Origin of the sequence: Cedecea neteri NBRC 105707 = ATCC 33855 (assembly GCF_001571265.1) — a bacterium.
GTDB lineage: Bacteria > Pseudomonadota > Gammaproteobacteria > Enterobacterales > Enterobacteriaceae > Cedecea > Cedecea neteri.
This window is the reverse complement of sequence record NZ_BCTL01000040.1, coordinates 21,361-41,404: the sequence shown is the minus strand read 5'-3', so window position 1 is coordinate 41,404 and position 20,044 is coordinate 21,361. Positions and strand designations below refer to the sequence as shown.

General features: G+C 53.9%; 21 protein-coding genes. 18 read left to right on the top strand and 3 right to left on the bottom strand.

Features of this window, described 5'->3' with window-relative positions; translation table 11 throughout:
- Window positions 1-75 precede the first annotated feature (75 nt).
- Genes CNE01S_RS17175 through CNE01S_RS17165 form a run of 3 tightly spaced genes read left to right on the top strand, consistent with a single transcriptional unit; the run spans window position 76 to window position 2,215 of the window.
- On the top strand, window positions 76-816 hold the full coding sequence (locus tag CNE01S_RS17175) for an amino acid ABC transporter permease (protein ID WP_038474698.1): 741 nt from the start codon (window positions 76-78) through the stop codon (window positions 814-816).
- Window positions 816-1,490: a glutamate/aspartate ABC transporter permease GltK gene (gene gltK, locus CNE01S_RS17170; protein ID WP_039291165.1), complete on the top strand. Its 675-nt coding sequence runs from the start codon at window positions 816-818 to the stop codon at window positions 1,488-1,490. The genes CNE01S_RS17175 and gltK overlap by 1 nt, the downstream gene beginning before the upstream one ends.
- Window positions 1,490-2,215: an amino acid ABC transporter ATP-binding protein gene (locus CNE01S_RS17165; protein WP_008456069.1), complete on the top strand. Its 726-nt coding sequence runs from the start codon at window positions 1,490-1,492 to the stop codon at window positions 2,213-2,215. The genes gltK and CNE01S_RS17165 overlap by 1 nt, the downstream gene beginning before the upstream one ends.
- Before the next feature lie 46 nt (window positions 2,216-2,261).
- On the opposite strand, the gene CNE01S_RS17160 is transcribed toward CNE01S_RS17165, so the two are convergent.
- A complete protein-coding gene (locus CNE01S_RS17160) occupies window positions 2,262-2,744 on the bottom strand; it encodes a zinc ribbon-containing protein (RefSeq protein ID WP_008456066.1) in 483 nt (160 codons plus the stop codon).
- 264 nt (window positions 2,745-3,008) lie between these two features.
- On the opposite strand from CNE01S_RS17160, the gene leuS reads away from it, so the two are divergent.
- The 14 genes from leuS to lipA all read left to right on the top strand — a co-directional run bounded on the left by leuS (window position 3,009) and on the right by lipA (window position 18,289).
- Window positions 3,009-5,591: a leucine--tRNA ligase gene (leuS, locus tag CNE01S_RS17155; protein WP_061277492.1), complete on the top strand. Its 2,583-nt coding sequence runs from the start codon at window positions 3,009-3,011 to the stop codon at window positions 5,589-5,591.
- A 14-nt stretch (window positions 5,592-5,605) separates the two neighbouring features.
- Window positions 5,606-6,223 (top strand): LPS assembly lipoprotein LptE, encoded by a 618-nt coding sequence (gene lptE / locus CNE01S_RS17150; RefSeq protein WP_061277491.1) that lies wholly within the window; start codon window positions 5,606-5,608, stop codon window positions 6,221-6,223.
- Window positions 6,220-7,251 carry a DNA polymerase III subunit delta gene (gene holA, locus CNE01S_RS17145; protein ID WP_061277490.1) on the top strand — a complete coding sequence of 344 codons (1,032 nt, stop codon included), beginning with the start codon at window positions 6,220-6,222 and terminating at the stop codon, window positions 7,249-7,251. The genes lptE and holA overlap by 4 nt, the downstream gene beginning before the upstream one ends.
- Window positions 7,244-7,891: a nicotinate-nucleotide adenylyltransferase gene (gene nadD, locus CNE01S_RS17140; protein WP_061277489.1), complete on the top strand. Its 648-nt coding sequence runs from the start codon at window positions 7,244-7,246 to the stop codon at window positions 7,889-7,891. Before holA ends, nadD begins: the two co-directional genes overlap by 8 nt.
- 316 nt (window positions 7,892-8,207) lie before the next feature.
- Complete coding sequence (gene rsfS / locus CNE01S_RS17135) at window positions 8,208-8,525, top strand: ribosome silencing factor (protein ID WP_038474720.1); 318 nt, start codon at window positions 8,208-8,210, stop codon at window positions 8,523-8,525.
- Between the two features lie 3 nt (window positions 8,526-8,528).
- The gene (gene rlmH, locus CNE01S_RS17130; RefSeq protein ID WP_008456055.1) at window positions 8,529-8,999 is read left to right on the top strand and encodes a 23S rRNA (pseudouridine(1915)-N(3))-methyltransferase RlmH; all 471 of its coding nucleotides are present in this window, start codon (window positions 8,529-8,531) and stop codon (window positions 8,997-8,999) included.
- Between the two features lie 27 nt (window positions 9,000-9,026).
- On the top strand, window positions 9,027-10,928 hold the full coding sequence (mrdA, locus tag CNE01S_RS17125) for a peptidoglycan DD-transpeptidase MrdA (protein WP_061277488.1): 1,902 nt from the start codon (window positions 9,027-9,029) through the stop codon (window positions 10,926-10,928).
- Between the two features lie 2 nt (window positions 10,929-10,930).
- A complete protein-coding gene (gene mrdB, locus CNE01S_RS17120; protein WP_008456051.1) occupies window positions 10,931-12,043 on the top strand; it encodes a peptidoglycan glycosyltransferase MrdB in 1,113 nt (370 codons plus the stop codon).
- Between the two features lie 16 nt (window positions 12,044-12,059).
- Window positions 12,060-13,274, top strand: coding sequence for an endolytic peptidoglycan transglycosylase RlpA (gene rlpA, locus CNE01S_RS17115; RefSeq protein ID WP_061277487.1), 1,215 nt, complete (start codon window positions 12,060-12,062; stop codon window positions 13,272-13,274).
- Between the two features lie 143 nt (window positions 13,275-13,417).
- A complete protein-coding gene (gene dacA / locus CNE01S_RS17110) occupies window positions 13,418-14,629 on the top strand; it encodes a D-alanyl-D-alanine carboxypeptidase DacA (protein ID WP_061277486.1) in 1,212 nt (403 codons plus the stop codon).
- A 260-nt stretch (window positions 14,630-14,889) separates the two neighbouring features.
- The gene (gene ybeD, locus CNE01S_RS17105) at window positions 14,890-15,153 is read left to right on the top strand and encodes a DUF493 family protein YbeD (RefSeq protein ID WP_008456041.1); all 264 of its coding nucleotides are present in this window, start codon (window positions 14,890-14,892) and stop codon (window positions 15,151-15,153) included.
- Between the two features lie 74 nt (window positions 15,154-15,227).
- Window positions 15,228-15,872: a lipoyl(octanoyl) transferase LipB gene (gene lipB, locus CNE01S_RS17100; RefSeq protein ID WP_061277485.1), complete on the top strand. Its 645-nt coding sequence runs from the start codon at window positions 15,228-15,230 to the stop codon at window positions 15,870-15,872.
- Window positions 15,873-16,127: 255 nt separating this feature from the next.
- Window positions 16,128-17,084 carry a YbeF family transcriptional regulator gene (locus CNE01S_RS17095; RefSeq protein ID WP_061277484.1) on the top strand — a complete coding sequence of 319 codons (957 nt, stop codon included), beginning with the start codon at window positions 16,128-16,130 and terminating at the stop codon, window positions 17,082-17,084.
- Between the two features lie 239 nt (window positions 17,085-17,323).
- Entirely contained in the window at window positions 17,324-18,289 is a 966-nt protein-coding gene (gene lipA / locus CNE01S_RS17090) for a lipoyl synthase (protein WP_061277483.1), read from the top strand.
- Window positions 18,290-18,373: 84 nt separating this feature from the next.
- Here lipA and tatE read toward each other — a convergent pair whose 3' ends face one another.
- Both tatE and CNE01S_RS17080 read right to left on the bottom strand, forming a co-directional pair.
- On the bottom strand, window positions 18,374-18,580 hold the full coding sequence (tatE, locus tag CNE01S_RS17085; RefSeq protein WP_045781682.1) for a twin-arginine translocase subunit TatE: 207 nt from the start codon (window positions 18,578-18,580) through the stop codon (window positions 18,374-18,376).
- Between the two features lie 129 nt (window positions 18,581-18,709).
- The gene (locus tag CNE01S_RS17080; protein ID WP_061277482.1) at window positions 18,710-19,498 is read right to left on the bottom strand and encodes a deaminated glutathione amidase; all 789 of its coding nucleotides are present in this window, start codon (window positions 19,496-19,498) and stop codon (window positions 18,710-18,712) included.
- 104 nt (window positions 19,499-19,602) lie between these two features.
- Here CNE01S_RS17080 and crcB point away from each other — a divergent pair, with 104 nt between their 5' ends.
- The gene (crcB, locus tag CNE01S_RS17075) at window positions 19,603-19,986 is read left to right on the top strand and encodes a fluoride efflux transporter CrcB (RefSeq protein ID WP_061277481.1); all 384 of its coding nucleotides are present in this window, start codon (window positions 19,603-19,605) and stop codon (window positions 19,984-19,986) included.
- The last annotated feature ends 58 nt before the right edge of the window (window positions 19,987-20,044 follow it).

Genomic DNA, 20,044 nt, shown 5'->3' with positions numbered 1-20,044 from the left:
CTTCAAGGCACCGGCTTCTCATCAATCTTCGAGGGTAGCCTGCGCTACCCTCTTTTTTTTATCTCGGAGTAAGTTATGTCTATAGACTGGAACTGGGGAATCTTTTTACAGCCCGCCCCGTTCGGCAACACAACCTATCTGGGCTGGATTTGGAATGGCTTCCAGGTCACCGTCGCCCTGTCAATTACCGCATGGATCATTGCTTTTCTGGTAGGGTCTCTGTTTGGTATTTTGCGTACGGTCCCTAACAAATTCCTGTCCGGGCTCGGTACGCTATACGTTGAACTCTTTCGCAATGTTCCCCTGATAGTCCAATTCTTTACCTGGTATCTGGTCGTGCCTGAACTGCTGCCGGAAAACCTCGGCATGTGGTTTAAGTCCGAGCTGGATCCCAACATCCAGTTCTTCCTCTCGTCAATGATTTGCCTGGGGCTGTTTACCGCTGCCCGCGTCTGCGAACAGGTGCGTGCCGCAATCCAATCTCTGCCTCGTGGGCAGAAGAATGCTGCCCTTGCAATGGGACTCACTCTGCCGCAGGCCTATCGCTACGTGCTGCTGCCTAACGCCTATCGCGTCATCGTGCCACCAATGACATCCGAAATGATGAACCTGGTAAAAAACTCGGCCATCGCTTCAACCATTGGTCTGGTGGATATGGCTGCACAGGCAGGCAAACTGCTGGATTACTCGGCGCACGCCTATGAATCCTTTACGGCGATTACCCTTGCCTATGTCCTGATCAACGCCGTTATCATGGGCGTGATGTACGTAGTTGAACGTAAAATTCGCCTGCCTGGCAATATGGGGGGCAAATAATGCTCGATCTTGACTGGAGTTCTATTTTACCGGCCCTGCCTTACTTAATGCAGGGGCTGGTCATTACGCTCAAAATCACCGTTACCGCAGTGGTAATTGGTATTGTCTGGGGCACGCTGCTGGCAGTCATGCGTCTGTCGAGCTTCAAGCCGATTGCGTGGTTTGCTACCGCCTACGTGAACGTTTTCCGTTCCGTGCCGCTGGTGATGGTGCTGTTGTGGTTCTACCTCGTCGTGCCGGGTTTCCTGCAATCGGTACTTGGCCTGTCGCCGAAGACCGATATTCGCCTGATTTCCGCGATGGTTGCCTTCTCTATGTTTGAAGCCGCCTACTACTCAGAAATCATTCGCGCCGGCATTCAGAGTATTTCCAGAGGGCAGTCAAATGCCGCCCTGGCGCTCGGCATGACCCAGTGGCAGTCGATGAAACTTATTATTCTGCCGCAGGCCTTCCGCGCGATGGTGCCCCTGCTGTTAACCCAGGGCATCGTTTTATTCCAGGATACCTCGTTGGTATACGTTTTAAGCCTGGCAGACTTCTTCCGCACCGCCTCCACCATCGGCGAGCGTGACGGTACACAGGTCGAGATGATCCTGTTTGCCGGCCTGGTCTATTTTGTGATTAGCCTCAGTGCATCGCTGTTGGTCAGCTACTTGAAGAAAAGGACTGTGTAATGATTACCCTGAAAAATGTTTCTAAATGGTATGGTCACTTTCAGGTGCTGACCGAGTGCTCCACCGAAGTGAAGAAAGGCGAAGTTGTGGTTGTTTGCGGGCCTTCTGGCTCCGGCAAATCCACGCTGATTAAAACCGTCAACGGTCTTGAGCCCGTACAAAAAGGCGAGATCCTGGTAAACGGCACCCAGGTGAACGATAAAAAAACCAATCTGGCGCAGCTCCGCTCCCACGTTGGCATGGTGTTCCAACACTTTGAGCTATTCCCTCACCTGTCAATTATCGAAAACCTGACGCTTGCCCAGGTCAAAGTGCTGAAGCGCGATAAAGCGGCTTCCCGTGCGAAAGGGTTAAAATTACTCGAGCGCGTAGGGCTCGCCGCCCATGCCGATAAATATCCGGCACAGCTTTCCGGCGGCCAGCAGCAGCGTGTCGCGATTGCCCGTGCCCTGTGCATGGATCCTATTGCGATGCTGTTTGATGAACCGACCTCAGCGCTCGACCCGGAGATGATCAACGAAGTCCTGGACGTAATGGTTGAACTGGCCAATGAAGGCATGACCATGATGGTGGTAACTCACGAAATGGGCTTTGCCCGCAAAGTGGCTAACCGCGTCATCTTTATGGATGAAGGGAAAATTGTCGAAGATTCAAACAAAGACGACTTCTTCAATAACCCGCAGTCCGAGCGCGCCAAAGACTTCCTGGCGAAGATTCTGCACTAAGCGTAACGCGCCACAGCAAAAAGCCTTCCCTACGGAAGGCTTTTTTTTAAGGTTCAAACGGACGTCGATGAAACTGGTTATGACCACATTTCGGGCAAACTGGCAGCACATCGGGCGTGTAAATCGCAATATGGTGATGGCAGTTTTCACACACCAGATTACCTAACCCAACGACTTCACCACTGTGATACACCCCGTGATGGCTGAGATCTTTAAATACTTCCCGCCACTCAAGCTGAGTTTTGTCGGTAATGTCCGCCAGTTCTTGCCATAAACTCTCTTTAATCACCCGCATAAAAACGCTGTCGGTAAACTCTTCCTGACTTTCCCCGTAGCTACGAGCAAACTCTTCAAGGTCACGGCGTACCGCACGCGTTACCTCTTCTATTTCCGTTCGGGTCAGCTCTCCGGTGTCATTCATCTGCTTACGCGCACTTGCAACCAGCGCATCGATATCGCGCTCCCCCTTGCGTAGCCGTTCGCTCAGCGATTCAACCAGTTCCCGATAAAATTGAGCAACCTTGTTCATCGTTAGCCTGCCTCCTTGAAGGATTGCCGCATTCGCGGCGTGGTAACTGATTCTAATAATAGACGTTAATCCGCCTATGCTTTGTTAGATTAGCCACACCCTGGGTAAAAAACTGCAAGCGTTACAGAACGGTGAAATGCCCACTGAGGGCGTCGAAAGGCTGTTTTGCCGCTGTCGAATCGGCTATGCTATGGCGATCTAAACTCGAATTCATTAAAGGCTACGTTTCGTAGCCGTCTTTCATTAACAGGACTACTGGCTGCCATGCAAGAGCAATACCGCCCGGAAGAGATAGAATCTAACGTCCAGCAACACTGGCAAGAGAACCGTACTTTTGAAGTGACCGAAGACGAAGGCAAAGAGAAATACTACTGCCTCTCCATGCTGCCCTATCCTTCCGGCCGACTACATATGGGCCACGTCCGTAACTACACCATCGGCGACGTTATCGCGCGTTACCAGCGTATGCTGGGTAAAAACGTCCTGCAGCCGATCGGCTGGGATGCGTTCGGCCTGCCGGCTGAAGGCGCTGCGGTAAAAAACAACACCGCGCCAGCCCCGTGGACCTACGACAACATCAATTACATGAAGAACCAGCTGAAGACGCTGGGCTTCGGCTACGACTGGAGCCGTGAACTGGCTACCTGTACGCCTGAGTACTACCGCTGGGAACAGCAGTTCTTCACTCAGCTGTACAACAAAGGCCTGGTTTACAAAAAAACCTCCGCGGTGAACTGGTGCCCGAACGATCAGACCGTACTGGCAAACGAGCAGGTTATCGACGGCTGCTGCTGGCGTTGTGACACCAAAGTTGAACGCAAAGAGATCCCACAGTGGTTCATCAAAATCACCGCCTATGCTGACGAACTGCTGAACGACCTGGATACGCTGGATCACTGGCCGGATCAGGTTAAAACCATGCAGCGCAACTGGATTGGCCGCTCCGAAGGCGTAGAAATTACCTTCGATGTAGAAAACAGCGCCGAGAAGCTGACCGTTTATACTACTCGCCCTGATACCTTCATGGGTGTGACTTACCTGGCCGTTGCCGCCGGCCATCCTCTGGCTCAGCAGGCTGCGGTAAATAACCCAGCGCTTGCCGAGTTCATTGAAGAATGCCGTAACACCAAAGTGGCCGAAGCCGACATGGCGACCATGGAGAAGAAAGGCGTTGCAACCGGCATTAACGCCATTCATCCGCTGACCGGCGAAAGCGTTCCGGTTTGGGTGGCCAACTTCGTGCTAATGGAATACGGCACCGGTGCCGTGATGGCCGTTCCTGGCCACGATCAGCGCGACTGGGAATTCGCCACTAAATACGGTTTGTCAATCAAGCCTGTTATTCTGAATGCCGACGGCAGCGAGCCGGACCTTTCCGCCTCCGCAATGACCGAGAAAGGCGCACTGTTTAACTCCGGCGAGTTTGACGGTCTGGACTTCCAGCAGGCGTTCAACGCCATTGCCGATAAGCTGGCAGCCAAAGGCGTAGGCGAGCGTAAAGTGAACTTCCGTCTGCGCGACTGGGGCGTTTCCCGCCAGCGTTACTGGGGCGCACCAATCCCAATGGTCACTCTGGAAGACGGCACCGTGATGCCAACCCCGGAAGATCAGCTGCCGGTTATTCTGCCGGAAGACGTGGTGATGGACGGCATCACCAGCCCAATTAAAGCCGATCCTGAGTGGGCGAAAACCACCGTTAACGGCATGCCTGCGCTGCGTGAAACCGACACCTTCGACACCTTTATGGAGTCCTCCTGGTACTACGCACGTTATACTTGCCCGCAGTACGACAAAGGCATGCTGGATTCCAAAGCCGCCAACTATTGGCTGCCGGTGGATATCTACATTGGCGGGATTGAACACGCCATCATGCACCTGCTCTACTTCCGCTTCTTCCACAAGCTGATGCGCGACGCGGGCATGGTGACTTCCGATGAACCTGCCAAACAGCTGCTTTGTCAGGGCATGGTGCTGGCGGATGCCTTCTATTACACCGGCGTTAACGGCGAGCGTAACTGGGTTTCCCCGGTAGACGCTATCGTTGAGCGCGACGAGAAAGGCCGCATCATCAAAGCCCGTGACGCAGAAGGCCGTGAACTGGTCTATGCTGGCATGAGCAAAATGTCGAAGTCGAAAAACAACGGCATCGACCCGCAGGTCATGGTTGAACGCTACGGCGCGGATACCGTTCGTCTGTTTATGATGTTTGCTTCACCAGCGGATATGACGCTTGAATGGCAGGAATCCGGCGTTGAAGGTGCCAACCGCTTCCTGAAGCGCGTCTGGAAACTGGTCTACGAACACACCAACCGTGGCGCTGTACCAGCGCTGGACATCGCCGCGCTGAGCGAAGATCAGAAAGCCCTGCGCCGCGACGTACATAAAACGATTGCTAAAGTGACCGACGATATCGGCCGCCGTCAGACCTTTAACACCGCCATCGCTGCCATTATGGAGCTGATGAACAAACTGGCTAAAGCACCGCAGGACGGCGAGCAGGATCGTGCTCTGCTGAACGAAGCACTGCTGGCCGTTGTGCGCATGCTGTATCCGTTCACCCCGCACGTTTGCTTCGACATGTGGCAGTCACTGGGTGGTGAAGGTGATGTGGATAACGCACCGTGGCCACAGGCTGACGAGCAGGCAATGGTCGAAGACTCTCGCCTGGTCGTGGTTCAGGTTAACGGTAAAGTACGTGGTAAAGTCACCGTACCTGCCGATGCCACTGAAGAACAAGTGCGCGAGCGCGCCGGTCAGGAACATCTGGTCGCGAAATATCTTGAGGGTGTAACCGTACGTAAAGTGATTTACGTTCCGGGTAAACTGCTCAACCTGGTTGTGGGCTAAGCGCAGGAGGAAGCGTGCGACATCCCTTTGTCACCCTGTTAGTAACCCTGGCGGTGCTTGTCACCGCCGGCTGTGGTTTTCACCTGCGTGGCAACACGCAGGTCCCTTCAGAGTTGAAGACGCTGATCCTCAACTCTGGCGATCCTAACGGTCCGCTAACGCGTGAAATCCGTAAGCAACTGCGCTTAAACGGCGTCACGATTGTGGACGATACCGGCACAGGCGTACGCAAGGATATACCGTCCCTGCGCGTGGGTGCCTACAGCCTTGGTCAGGACACGGCTTCTGTGTTCCAGAACGGTCAGACCGCGGAATACCAGATGGTGATGGTTGTTAATGCCCAGGTCCTGATTCCGGGTCACGACATTTATCCGATCAGCGCGAAGACCTACCGTTCGTTCTTTGATAACCCACTGACTGCGCTGGCGAAAGATGCCGAGCAGGATTTGATTATCAAAGAGATGTACACCAACGTTGCCCAACAGCTGATCCGCAAACTGCTGGCCGTTCACGCCGCAGATCTTGAAGCAACAAAGGATGAGGCAAAACCGATTAGTGCACAAAAAACGGTCGCCCCGGCTCCTGCTGGCCGGGTATCCACCACTCTGCCGGCAACCTCTGTTAGCAAATGATCCGAGTGTATCCGGAACAACTCCACGCGCAGCTCAATGAAGGGCTGCGCGCGGCGTATCTGCTGTTAGGTAACGATCCTCTCTTATTACAGGAAAGCCAGGATGCGGTGCGTAAACACGCCCAGCAAAACGGCTTTGAAGAACATCACACCGTTCAGCTAGAAGCCTCCACCGACTGGCAGGCTCTGTTTTCGATTTGCCAGGCGCTCAGTCTTTTTGCCAGCCGCCAGACGCTACTCCTACTGCTGCCGGAAAACGGCCCAAATGCCGCCATTAACGCTCAGCTAGAAACGCTGGTGAGCCTGCTCCACGACGACATTTTGCTGCTGGTTCGCGGTAATAAACTGACGAAAGCGCAGGAAAATGCTGCCTGGTTTACTCAACTGGCCAATCGCTCTGTGCTGGTAACCTGCCAAACGCCTGAACAGGCTAATCTGCCCCGCTGGGTGTATCAGCGTGCAAAACAGATGAATCTGGTGCTGGACGATGCCGCCAATCAGCTGCTCTGCTACTGCTATGAGGGTAATCTGCTGGCGCTTTCTCAGGCGCTGGAAAGGCTGTCGCTCATCTGGACTGACGGTAAATTAACGCTGCCACGCGTTGAGCAAGCCGTGAACGATGCCGCCCACTTTACGCCTTTTCATTGGGTGGACGCACTGCTTGCTGGTAAGAGCAAGCGAGCACTGCATATATTGCAGCAGCTTCGCCTGGAAGCCAGCGAACCGGTCATTCTACTGCGAACCCTGCAGCGTGAACTTCTGCAACTGGTCAATCTCAAACGCCAGTCGGCAACGACGCCCTTACGGACGCTGTTCGATCAGCAACGCGTGTGGCAAAACCGCCGCCAGTTGGTCACTGAAGCGCTCAATCGTGTTTCTTCAGAGCAGCTTTATCAGGCCGTTCGTTTACTGACTCGCATCGAACTGACGTTGAAACAGGACTACGGGCGGTCGGTCTGGGACGAGCTTGAAGGCCTTTCTCTGCTTATCTGCCATAAAGCTTTACCGGAAATCTTTATTGATGCCTGATTCATCTCTTCTGGCGCTGTATGGCGGCACCTTTGATCCTATCCATTACGGTCATCTGAAATCCGTTGAAGCCCTTGCGAGGCTGGTGAAGCTAAAAAGCGTCACTATCATGCCCAACAATGTGCCTCCGCATCGCCCACAGCCGGAAGCGAGCAGCGCGCAACGCAAAGAGATGATTGAGCTTGCAATTGCAGACCACCCGCTTTTCACTCTGGATGACCGCGAACTGAGCCGCTCGACACCGTCCTGGACTGTGGAAACGCTGGAGCAGCTTCGCGCCGAACTGGGGCCCAAACAGCCGTTGGCTTTTATTATTGGTCAGGATTCATTGCTCAGTTTGCACCGTTGGCACCGTTGGGAAACGCTACTTACGCTGTGCCATCTGCTGGTCACCCAGCGGCCCGGCTATCCGCTAACCCTGGAAACGCCCGAGCAGCAGGCATGGCTCGCACAAAACGTAACGGATTCGGTCGAAATGCTCCACCAGCAGCCGGCCGGCAAAGTCTTTCTTGCCCCAACGCCGCTCTACGACATCTCCGCGACAACGATTCGCCATCGGCTTGAGAGCAATCAGCCCTGTGACGATCTACTGCCCCCGAATGTGCTAACGTTTATTCTCCAGCAAGGGTTGTACCGCTGAGCCCCCCTGCAGGATGTGAAGCATGCGGGAGAACGGCAGTGAAACGCCCAGCTTTACGCTATTATGTTTTACTGGAAGCTGCAGCCATTGACACCACTCCTCAGGCTGTTATGCTCCGCTGCCATAATTTCCTGCCCGTAATCCGGCTTTTCTGAAATAGTTTTACAAAAATGGCAATGCAAACTCCGGCGCGCAATGGGATGATAGCCCGCGCTTCGCGCTGGACGGCCAATTTTTCAGCCAAAGCCGCCTGCCCTGTTGGTATAGGGTTATTTACGGGCCACACCAAACACTCTCATTCTCTCAGGGGGAACACTTGCAGGGTAAAGCACTTCAGGATTTCATTGTCGATAAAATCGACGACCTCAAAGGCCAGGACATCATCGCGATTGATGTTAAAGGCAAATCCAGCATCACCGACTGCATGGTCATCTGCACCGGGACGTCTAACCGCCACGTCATGTCTATTGCCGAGCACGTTGTTCAGTCCTCTCGTGAAGTTGGCCTGTCGCCAATGGGCGTGAAAGGCATTAACGCTTCTGACTGGGTTGTGGTCGATCTGGGCGAAATTATCGTTCACGTCATGCAGGAAGAGAGCCGCCAGCTGTACGAACTGGAAAAACTCTGGAGCTAACGGGTGAAGCTGCAACTGGTGGCCGTTGGAACCAAAATGCCTGACTGGGTGCAGACCGGCTTTACCGAGTACCTGCGTCGTTTCCCGAAAGACATGCCTTTTGAGCTGGTAGAAATTCCGGCTGGAAAACGCGGCAAAAATGCCGATATCAAACGTATCCTCGAAAAAGAGGGCGAAATGATGCTGGCCGCCGCGGGCAAAGGTAACCGAATCGTGACGCTGGATATTCCCGGTCAACCGTGGGATACCCCGCAGCTTGCCACACAGCTGGAACGCTGGAAGCAGGATGGCCGCGATGTCAGCCTGTTAATCGGCGGCCCCGAGGGATTAGCACCAGCCTGCAAGGCCGCGGCCGAGCAAAGCTGGTCGCTCTCCACGCTAACCATGCCCCATCCGCTAGTCAGGGTACTGGTGGCGGAAAGTCTCTATCGGGCGTGGAGCATTACCACCAACCACCCTTACCATCGTGAGTAAACCTGAGCGGGTAATACTAAGCAGCGAATGAAATTACAGAATTCTTTTCGCGACTACACTGCTGAGTCTGCGCTCTTTGTGCGCCGGGCGCTGGTCGCTTTTATCGGCATTTTGCTGCTTACCGGCGTGCTGATCGCCAACCTTTATAATCTGCAGATCGTTCGCTTTAACGACTATCAGACGCGGTCCAACGAAAACCGCATTAAGCTGGTACCCATTCCGCCCAGTCGCGGCATTATTTACGATCGTAACGGCACTCCGCTGGCGCTAAACCGCACCATCTATCAAATCGAGATGATGCCGGAAAAAGTCGATAACGTTCAGGAAACGCTAGAAGCGCTGCGCCCGGTGGTTGACCTGACCGATGACGATATCGCGAATTTCAAGAAAGAGCGTGCCCGCTCGCACCGCTTCACCTCCATTGCGGTCAAAACTAACCTGACGGAAGTTCAGGTTGCCCGCTTTGCGGTAAACCAGTACCGCTTCCCCGGTGTGGAAGTGAAAGGCTACAAACGCCGCTTCTATCCTTATGGCTCCGCGCTGACTCACGTGATTGGCTATGTCTCAAAAATCAACGATAAAGACGTTGAGCGCCTGGATAAAGAAGGCAAGCTGGCCAACTACGCCTCGACCCACGACATCGGTAAGCTCGGCATCGAACGTTATTACGAAGATGTTCTGCACGGGCAAACGGGCTACGAAGAGGTTGAGGTTAATAACCGTGGCCGCGTCATACGCCAGCTTAAAGAAGTGCCGCCTCAGGCCGGGCACGATATTTACCTGACGCTGGACCTGAAGCTTCAAACGTATATCGAAACCCTGCTGGCGGGCAGCCGTGCTGCGGTGGTGGTCACAGACCCGCGCTCCGGCGGCATTCTGGCGCTGGTGTCGATGCCAAGCTACAACCCGAACCTGTTCGTCGACGGCATCTCCAGCAAGGACTACTCGGGCCTGCTTAACGACCCGAATACCCCGCTGATTAACCGCGCAACTCAGGGCGTGTATCCTCCAGCCTCTACCGTGAAGCCTTATATGGCTGTTTCGGCGCTAAGCGCGGGCGTTATTACACGTAACACTTCTCTGTTTGACCCGGGCTGGTGGCAACTGCCAGGCTCGGAAAAACGTTACCGCGACTGGAAAAAATGGGGCCACGGCCGCCTCAACGTGACCAAATCGCTGGAAGAATCTGCCGATACCTTCTTCTACCAGGTTGCCTACGACATGGGGATCGACCGCATTGGCGAATGGATGAGCAAATTCGGCTATGGCCACCTGACGGGGATCGACCTTTCAGAAGAGCGTGCGGGCAACATGCCGACGCGCGAGTGGAAGCTGAAGCGCTTTAAAAAACCCTGGTATCAAGGTGACACCATTCCGGTCGGTATCGGCCAGGGTTACTGGACAGCCACGCCGATCCAAATGAGCAAGGCGATGATGATCCTGATAAACGACGGCATTGTTCGTGTGCCGCATCTGCTGATGAGCACCACCGAAAACGGCAAACAGGTTCCCTGGCAGCAGCCGACTGAAGCACCGGTGGGCGATATCCACTCTGGCTATTGGGAAATCGCCAAAGACGGGATGTATGGCGTAGCTAACCGGCCTAACGGTACCGCACACAAATACTTCGCCAATGCACCTTACAAAGTGGCGGCGAAATCCGGTACTGCACAGGTCTTTGGTCTGAAAGCCAACGAAACGTATAACGCGCATAAAATTGCTGAACGTCTACGTGACCACAAGCTGATGACGGCCTTTGCGCCGTATGACAACCCACAGTACGCCGTGACCATGATTCTGGAGAACGGCGGCGCGGGTCCGGCCGTCGGGACTATCATGCGCCAGATCCTCGACCACGTCATGTTGGGGGATAACAACACGGTACTGCCGTCTGAAGCACCGGCCGCCTCGGCCGCAGAGGATCAATAAGCATGACTGACAATCCTAATAAAAAAACGATTTGGGATAAGGTTCATCTCGACCCGACCTTCCTGGTGACAATCCTCGCACTGCTGGTGTTCAGCGCCCTGGTGGTGTGGAGTGCCAGCGGGCAGGATATGGGCATGATGGAGCGTAAAATCGGTCAGATCCTCATGGGGCTGGTAATTATGGTCGTCATGGCGCAAATTCCGCCTCGTGTCTACGAAGGCTGGGCGCCCTATCTCTATATTTTCTGTATTATTTTGCTGGTTGCGGTTGATGCCTTCGGGGCCATTTCAAAAGGGGCGCAGCGCTGGCTCGATCTGGGTTTCGTGCGTTTCCAGCCTTCGGAAATCGCCAAGATTGCCGTCCCGCTTATGGTTGCTCGCTTTATTAACCGCGACGTTTGCCCGCCCACGCTAAAAAATACCGGCATTGCGCTGGTACTGATCTTCATGCCGACCCTGCTGGTTGCCGCCCAGCCTGACCTGGGGACATCTATTCTGGTCGCCGCATCGGGCCTGTTTGTGCTGTTCCTTTCCGGCATGAGCTGGCGCCTTATTCTGGTTGCCGTTCTGTTGGTGGCCGCCTTCGTGCCGATCCTGTGGTTCTTCCTGATGCATGACTATCAGCGCGCGCGCGTGATGATGCTGTTAGATCCAGAAAGCGATCCGCTCGGCGCGGGCTATCATATAATTCAGTCCAAAATCGCCATCGGCTCCGGAGGCCTCCGCGGCAAAGGCTGGCTGCACGGCACACAGTCGCAGCTGGAATTCTTGCCAGAACGCCATACCGACTTTATCTTCGCGGTGCTAGCGGAGGAACTGGGCTTAGTCGGCATTCTGGTGCTGCTGGCGCTCTATCTGCTGCTGATCATGCGCGGCCTGTTTATTGCCGCACGCGCGCAGACCACCTTTGGCCGGGTAATGGCTGGCGGGCTGATGCTGATCCTGTTCGTCTATGTATTTGTAAATATTGGCATGGTTAGTGGTATCTTACCGGTGGTCGGCGTGCCGCTGCCGCTGGTCAGCTACGGGGGGTCAGCGCTAATCGTGCTGATGGCCGGGTTTGGTATCGTCATGTCGATACATACTCACAGAAAAATGTTATCAAAAAGCGTGTAACTGGATGAGGTGCGCAATGGGTAAGCAAAAACGGTGGGCTGGCGTCTGCATCGCAGCGGCGTTACTGGCAGCATGTTCGTCAAATGATGAGAATCAGCAGCCGGTTAATCAGGCACCACAGCCGGCCGTGTGCAACGGTCCAGTCGTCGAAATCAGCGGCGCTGAGCCACGCTATGAACCGCTAAATCCGTCAGTTAACCAGGATTACCAGAACAACGGCAAAACCTACAAAATTGTTCAGAATCCGGCCAACTTCAGCCAGGCAGGCTTCGCGGCTATTTACGATGCCGAGCCAGGCAGCAACCTGACCGCGTCAGGTGAAGCGTTTGATCCTAATGCGTTGACCGCAGCCCATCCGACGCTGCCTATTCCAAGCTATGCGCGGATCACGAACCTCGCGAATGGCCGCATGATTGTAGTCCGCATCAACGATCGCGGCCCTTACGGTAACGATCGAGCGATCTCGCTATCGCGCGCGGCGGCAGACAGGCTGAACACATCAAACAATACAAAAGTCCGTATCGACCCAATCATTGTTGCTCAGGACGGCACAATGTCCGGCCCGGGTACGGCATGCACGACTATCGCCAAGCAGACCTATGCGCTGCCGGCTCGTCCTGACCTTAGCGGCGGCATGGGGAGCGCCTCCTCCCCTGCTCAGCCTGTAGCTCCACAGGGTGATGTGCGCGCCATCAGCAACTCGACGCTGCAAAGTGCAGATACCACAGGCGCACCTGTTCAGGGCAGCGGTTTTCTCGGTGCTCCTACGCCACTTGCGGCAGGCGTGATAGAAACACCGGATGCCCCGGCAACCGCGGCAGCTACGCAGCAGCCTGTTGCAGCAACAGCGACACCAGCGGCGACGCCAACTCCGCCAGTAGCTCCTCAGCCAGCTCCGATCGTTGAGCAGCAGGCTCCAGCCGTTTCTGCACCGGTCACCGCTCCGGGTTCAACGCAGGGCCACGTTCAGCGTAGTGCAGCAAGCGCACCAGCCAGCAGTGGCCGTTATGTTGTTCAGGTCGGTGCAGTGAGCGATGGGGCACGCGCCAGCCAGTGGCAGCAGAAGCTCAGTCAACAGTTTGGCGTGCCGGGAGCTGTTTCTCATAACGGCGCCGTGTATCGCGTTCAGCTTGGCCCGTTCAGCAGCCGCAATGAAGCCACAGCCCTGCAGCAGCGCCTGATGTCAGAAGCGCAACAGCAGTCATTTGTGACCAACGCTCCCGCTATGTAAAGCTTTGACTGGCCTGTTTCTTGCCCGTAAATTTGTGTAAAGACCATTAACAAACTCACGCGCAAAGTCAGATGCCAGTCAAAAATGCTTTTGCTATAGTAAGGCACTTTTTTTAATTCCATCACGGACGTCGTAGTTCCATCATGAATACAGCTCTTTCTGCACGTTTTGTTAAGCGCCTGGCGCTCACCTCGGCTTTCGCCCTTGCGGCTGTGGCCTCTGCTCAAGCTGACGACCTCAATATTAAAACTATGATCCCGGGCGTCCCGCAGATTGATGCAGAAGCGTATATCCTGATTGACTACAACTCAGGGAAAGTGCTGGCCGAATCAAATGCCGACGCACGTCGCGACCCGGCCAGCCTCACCAAGATGATGACCAGCTACGTCATTGGCCAGGCGATGAAAGCCGGCAAATTCGACGACAATGCGATGGTCACCATCGGCAAAGATGCCTGGGCCACCGGCAACCCGGTGTTTAAAGGCTCCTCGCTGATGTTCCTTCAGCCTGGTATGCAGGTGCCGGTCAACAAACTGGTTCGCGGTATCAACCTGCAGTCAGGTAACGACGCCTGTGTGGCAATGGCCGACTTCGTCGCCGGCAGCCAGGATGCCTTCGTGAGCCTGATGAATGGCTACGTTTCCGCCCTGGGCCTGAAAAACACCCACTTCCAGACCGTGCACGGCCTGGACGCCGAAGGCCAGTACAGTTCTGCACGCGATATGGCGCTGATAGGCCAGGCATTGATCCGCGATGTGCCGAACGAATACTCTATCTACAAAGAAAAAGAGTTCACCTTCAACAATATCCGTCAGACCAACCGTAACGGTCTGCTGTGGGATACCAGCCTCAACGTTGACGGCATTAAAACCGGCCACACCGATGCAGCAGGCTATAACCTCGTGGCTTCCGCTACCGAAGGCCAGATGCGTCTGATTTCTGCGGTACTCGGCGGGCACACCTACAAAGGCCGTGAAACAGAAAGCAAAAAGCTGCTGACCTGGGGTTTCCGCTTCTTTGAAACTGTTTCTCCGCTGAAAGCTGGCAAAGAGTTCGCTTCCGAACCGGCCTGGTTTGGCGATAACGACCGTGCATCTCTGGGCGTGGATAAAGACGTTTATCTGACCATTCCCCGCGGCCGTATGAAAGACCTGAAAGCCAGCTACGTGCTGACCACCTCCGAGCTGCACGCCCCGCTGCAGAAAAATCAGGTTGTTGGCACCATTAACTTCCAGCTTGACGGCAAAACTATCGAGCAGCGTCCGCTGGTTGTGCTGCAAGAGATGCCGGAAGGGAATTTCTTCAGCCGAATCATTGATTACATCAAACTGATGTTCCACCACTGGTTCGGTTAATTATTGAACACTTGAAAGTGTCGAAGTTGACCCCATATACTTAGCATCAAAGCAACTCCCGCCCGTCGGCGGGAGTTATTATTGATGACAAACGGCCGAAAAACGTGGTTTTCGACCGTTTGGGGCACACCAGAGAACCCGATTCTTTGTTCCTGTAAGACCGGTTTTCAGACGCTTTACCACGATGGGTTCACCCGTAATCTCTACTCCCGCCCGTCGGCGGGAGTTATCATTTTTATTGCCGTAACGCTGGAGCTACCATGAAAACCAAACTGAACGAACTGCTCGAATTCCCAACCTCTTTTACTTACAAAGTAATGGGCCTGGCGAAACCGGAGCTGGTTGATCTGGTCGTTGAGGTAGTGCAGCGCCATGCCCCTGGTGACTACACGCCGCAGGTTAAACCAAGCAGCAAAGGAAACTACCACTCCGTTTCCATTACTATCAATGCAACGCACATTGAGCAGGTTGAAACTCTGTACGAAGAATTAGGCAACATCGAAATCGTTCGTATGGTGCTGTAATCCGATAACCCGGCTCAGGCCGGGTTTTGAGTATGATATACTTCCCACCACCATTTTCTCCCGGAGACGCTGTTTTGTCTCAAGACACTATTCTGATTCGCACCCTTGGCCTGCAGCCTTATGAACCTGTCTCGCAGGCGATGCATGACTTTACCGACACCCGTGACGACGCTACGGCCGACGAGATTTGGCTGGTCGAGCACCCTCAGGTTTTCACCCAGGGCCAGGCCGGTAAAGCCGAGCACGTCCTGATGCCGGGCGATATTCCGGTGGTGCAAAGCGATCGCGGCGGCCAGGTGACCTTTCACGGCCCTGGCCAGCAGGTTATGTATCTACTGCTGAACTTAAAACGACGCAAGCTGGGCGTGCGGGAGCTGGTGACCATCCTGGAACAAACCGTGGTTAACACGCTGGCAGAATATGATATAGAAGCCTACCCGCGTGCCGATGCGCCGGGCGTGTATGTCGACGGACGTAAAATTTGCTCTCTGGGGCTTCGCATTCGCAAGGGATGTTCGTTCCACGGTTTAGCGCTGAACATCAATATGGATTTATCCCCATTCCTGCGTATTAACCCCTGCGGCTATGCCGGGCTGGAGATGACACAGGTCAGTCATTTTATCGACGATATCACCGTGGCAGATATCCAACCCCGACTGGTAGAAAACTTTATCGCCCTGCTAAACCACCCGCCTTACGAATATCAGTCCGCTGATTAATCGACTGGCCAGCAAGTTTCCTCTTCTGGCCTGATATTACCCTCTGTAAAATCCCGATAGCCCGTCAGTTATAATCACTAGTTGGATAATTCAGAAACGTCATTATTTAAATAATATGACAGCCCAGAAACCTTTTCTGCCGCTTAATTTTTCTTATTCGTGCTTGGGTTGGCAAAATAACTACGCTAATTCCCCCAAATGCTCTATTTGTATCTATAAATATAATATTCTTTATTTTTTTAACGGAGACCTGACATGGGGCAAAACCCACTGTCTGAGAAAAAAATCGTGGATCGCGATGGTGAAAACAACTATCCCGTATTCAAGACGTTACGCAACATAGATTTAAACTTGCTGACCATTTTTGAGGCTGTCTACATTCATAAAGGCATCGTCAATGCAGCCAGAGTGCTTAACCTCACGCCCTCGGCCATCAGCCAGTCTATCCAAAAGTTGCGCTATATTTTTCCCGATCCTTTATTCATCCGCAAAGGCCAGGGCGTCACGCCGACGGCGTATGCGGCACATCTGCACGAATATATCAGCCAGGGACTGGAATCGATTCTTGGCGCGCTGGATTTTAACAGCAGCAACGATCAGCAACGCACCATCACCATTGCCACTCAGCCGTCTATTGGGGCTTTAGTTATCCCTAAAGTCTATTCTGCGATCCGCAAAGTTAACCCGAATCTGCTTATTCGCAACGTGCCAATTAATGACGGCGAGTCTCAGCTAAGCCAGTTTCAGACCGACCTTATTATCGACACCAGCCGCCACTATGCGCGAACAATCACCAGCGTACCGCTGTATCAGGAAAGTATCGCCGTGGTCTGCCGGGAAGGTCACCCCTGTCTTGAACAGCGACTAACTCGAGAAGATCTGCAAAACATGGAGCACACCTTCCTGATCATGCAGGATGACCTGCTGCGCGACCTGCGCCAGGAGATCAGCGAGCGGCTTCCCAACAGGCAGATAGCATTTAGCAGCTATAACTACGTCACCCTATCCTCGCTGTTAGGCAGCAGCGATTTGCTGGGCTTCATGCCCTGGCGGCTGTACGAAATGTTTAAAGAGACGTGGCGCCTGCAGGCCGTTGACTGTGATCTGTTTGCCGATAAAACAATGGAAACCAGCATGCATTTTAACAAGCTAAGCATTCGGGATACGGTTTTGCAGGAGATAATCAAAGCCATAAGCACCGAGTTTGCCTGATTCCCAGTGGTTTTCACCTCTTACCGGACGTTTCAGAGGTGAACACCATGCCCGTTAACCTCGCATTTAGCACAAAACAACAACCCATTTACAATTCTTTCTCCATTTCATGTTGGGGTATACTGATTCTCCCTGGCCGTGATGATATACTCCCGGCCATTAATTCAAAAATAGTTGATAGATCCTAACTTAGCTTGAATTAGCCTGACTTCATTATCCGCAACTGGAATACGCACCCTATGAGCAAACCCATTGTGATGGAACGCGGCGTTAAATACCGCGACGCCGATAAAATGGCTCTGATCCCGGTTAAAAACGTGGTGACAGAGCGCCAGGAGCTGTTGAGAAAGCCAGAATGGATGAAAATCAAACTTCCGTCTGACTCAACCCGTATCCAGGGCATTAAAGCGGCGATGCGCAAAAATGGTCTGCATTCCGTTTGCGAAGAAGCGTCCTGCCCTAACCTCGCTGAATGTTTTAACCACGGCACCGCGACCTTTATGATTCTGGGCGCCATTTGTACGCGCCGTTGCCCATTCTGTGACGTCGCACATGGCCGCCCGGTTGCGCCAGACGCTAACGAGCCTGAAAAACTGGCACAGACTATTGCCGACATGGGCCTGCGCTACGTGGTTATCACCTCCGTAGACCGCGACGATCTGCGCGACGGCGGTGCTCAGCACTTCGCAGACTGTATTCGTGCTATCCGCGAAAAAAACCCAACCATCAAAATCGAAACGCTGGTTCCGGATTTCCGTGGCCGTATGGATCGCGCACTGGATATCCTGACCGCGACGCCACCAGACGTGTTCAACCACAACCTGGAAAACGTGCCGCGCGTCTACCGCAACGTCCGTCCTGGCGCAGACTACAACTGGTCACTGAAGCTGCTTGAGCGTTTCAAAGAAGCGCATCCGCATATCCCAACCAAGTCCGGCCTGATGGTAGGTCTGGGTGAAACCAACGAAGAAATCATTGAAGTGATGCGCGACCTGCGCCGCCACGGGGTGACCATGCTGACGCTGGGCCAGTATCTGCAGCCAAGCCGTCACCACTTACCGGTGCAGCGTTACGTTAGCCCTGATGAGTTTGAAGAGATGAAAGCGGAAGCGCTGGCGATGGGCTTCACCCACGCCGCCTGTGGCCCGTTTGTCCGCTCCTCCTACCACGCCGACCTGCAGGCAAAAGGCATGGAAGTGAAGTAACAGTAGTTACACATTGTTACGTTTAAACTGACATCCATAAAAAAACCGGCCATTATGAGCCGGTTTTTATTTTGCAGTCGTCATTCAGTCTTTATGAACGATGCGCTGTTCTGCAGAGGCTTCAGCTTCGGTATCGGGCTTTTTGCCACTGTCGTCTTCAGCCATCGCTTTCTTAAAGCCTTTGATGGCAGAACCGAGATCGCCGCCCAGCGTGCGCAGCTTCTTGGTACCAAACAGCAATACGATCAGCGCGCCGACAACCAGCAGCTTAGTGATACTAATCTCTCCCATACCTACCTTCTTTTGTGATGCGTGCCGTGACAACGGCGAATAAAAGACCTGATTGCATTAACGGACATTTGCCCGCGCGACACAATAGCAATCTGTAACAAGGTGAATCAAGGTTTGCTTAAAAAAACATCATAGCATTTGCGGAGCCGCAAACCGGCGATTAAGCAATACCGGCAGCATTTGTCTGACTGCCGCGACTCGCTCTGCGTTTACCTCGGCAAAAATCAGTTCAGGCACTTCGGCCGCGGCGGCAACGGTCACGCCCAACGGATCGACAATTCTGCTTTGGCCAATATTTTTATTACCGCACTCTCCGGAGGCCACCACGTAACAAGTCGAATCCAGCGCTCGGGCAGCCAGCAGAGTCGCCCAATGAGCCTCTTTATGCGGGCCTTTTAGCCATGCCGCTGGCAGAACCAGAACCTCTGCTCCGCTAAGCGCCAGGCTCAGCGCCATGTCAGGAAAACGAAGGTCGTAGCAGGTCATTAGCCCAACGTTCATGCCGGCCACCTTAATCAAGGGGGCCAGGCTTGCTCCGGCATCCACCAGCCGGGACTCCTGCACGCTGAAAGCGTCATACAAATGAATTTTTTGATAGCTTGCCACAATCTCACCGCCACGAATGGCCAGCAAGGTATTTGCCGCCCGTCCGTCGCCGGTAGGCACATGCAGCGTTAACACCGTTGTCATGCCGTTCTTCCGGCTTTCAGCCCGCAGCTGTTCTACATAGCCACCGTCAAGCGGCTGCGCTGACTTCACCGACATATCCGGGTCATTATCATCCCTTGCCAGGACGGCCTCCGGCAATACCAGCAAATCGGCGCCCTTCCCCGCCGCCTGCGCCATCAACCGTACGCAGGTTGCCGCATTTTCCTGCCAGACTGATCCCACCACAAACTGCCCGACCGCCACCTTCATATTCCACCTCGCCGCTCAAAGGATTAATTACAGCATATTGGGTATAAATCTCCCGACCTGAACGCTACACTTTTCCCATTGCTGATGTTTAATAAGGATTAATCGTGATTCAGATGCTATTCGCCGTCTTTATCGGCGGCGGGATGGGCAGCGTAGCACGCTGGTTTCTCAGTATGAAGCTCAATCCCCTGCATATGGGGATCCCCATCGGAACGCTAATCGCCAACCTGACCGGGGCGTTTATCATCGGCCTTGGGCTGGCGCTGTTCAGCCGTTTCAGCAACGTCGACCCGATGTGGAAGCTGCTGATCACCACTGGTTTCTGCGGCGGCCTGACAACGTTTTCGACGTTCTCTGCGGAAGTGGTTTTGCTGCTGCAGGATGGGCGATTGATGTGGGCCGGCATGAACGTCCTGCTCAACCTGGCGGGCTCGTTTATAATGACCGCGCTCGCATTTTGGCTGGTTTCCCTTTTCGTGACCCAATAACCCCTAGGGCGTTAATGTTAGCTTAATTTTTCTCTGCCACTATCCCAGCCATATCTTT

Bases quoted from the DNA above. Each gene is read 5' to 3' on its own strand.
- CNE01S_RS17175 (WP_038474698.1), top strand. From the start codon at position 76: ATGTCTATAGACTGGAACTGGGGAATCTTTTTACAGCCCGCCCCGTTC.
- gltK (WP_039291165.1), top strand. From the start codon at position 816: ATGCTCGATCTTGACTGGAGTTCTATTTTACCGGCCCTGCCTTACTTA.
- CNE01S_RS17165 (WP_008456069.1), top strand. From the start codon at position 1,490: ATGATTACCCTGAAAAATGTTTCTAAATGGTATGGTCACTTTCAGGTG.
- CNE01S_RS17160 (WP_008456066.1), bottom strand. From the start codon at position 2,744: ATGAACAAGGTTGCTCAATTTTATCGGGAACTGGTTGAATCGCTGAGC.
- leuS (WP_061277492.1), top strand. From the start codon at position 3,009: ATGCAAGAGCAATACCGCCCGGAAGAGATAGAATCTAACGTCCAGCAA.
- holA (WP_061277490.1), top strand. From the start codon at position 6,220: ATGATCCGAGTGTATCCGGAACAACTCCACGCGCAGCTCAATGAAGGG.
- nadD (WP_061277489.1), top strand. From the start codon at position 7,244: ATGCCTGATTCATCTCTTCTGGCGCTGTATGGCGGCACCTTTGATCCT.
- mrdA (WP_061277488.1), top strand. From the start codon at position 9,027: ATGAAATTACAGAATTCTTTTCGCGACTACACTGCTGAGTCTGCGCTC.
- mrdB (WP_008456051.1), top strand. From the start codon at position 10,931: ATGACTGACAATCCTAATAAAAAAACGATTTGGGATAAGGTTCATCTC.
- rlpA (WP_061277487.1), top strand. From the start codon at position 12,060: ATGGGTAAGCAAAAACGGTGGGCTGGCGTCTGCATCGCAGCGGCGTTA.
- dacA (WP_061277486.1), top strand. From the start codon at position 13,418: ATGAATACAGCTCTTTCTGCACGTTTTGTTAAGCGCCTGGCGCTCACC.
- ybeD (WP_008456041.1), top strand. From the start codon at position 14,890: ATGAAAACCAAACTGAACGAACTGCTCGAATTCCCAACCTCTTTTACT.
- CNE01S_RS17095 (WP_061277484.1), top strand. From the start codon at position 16,128: ATGGGGCAAAACCCACTGTCTGAGAAAAAAATCGTGGATCGCGATGGT.
- lipA (WP_061277483.1), top strand. From the start codon at position 17,324: ATGAGCAAACCCATTGTGATGGAACGCGGCGTTAAATACCGCGACGCC.
- tatE (WP_045781682.1), bottom strand. From the start codon at position 18,580: ATGGGAGAGATTAGTATCACTAAGCTGCTGGTTGTCGGCGCGCTGATC.
- CNE01S_RS17080 (WP_061277482.1), bottom strand. From the start codon at position 19,498: ATGAAGGTGGCGGTCGGGCAGTTTGTGGTGGGATCAGTCTGGCAGGAA.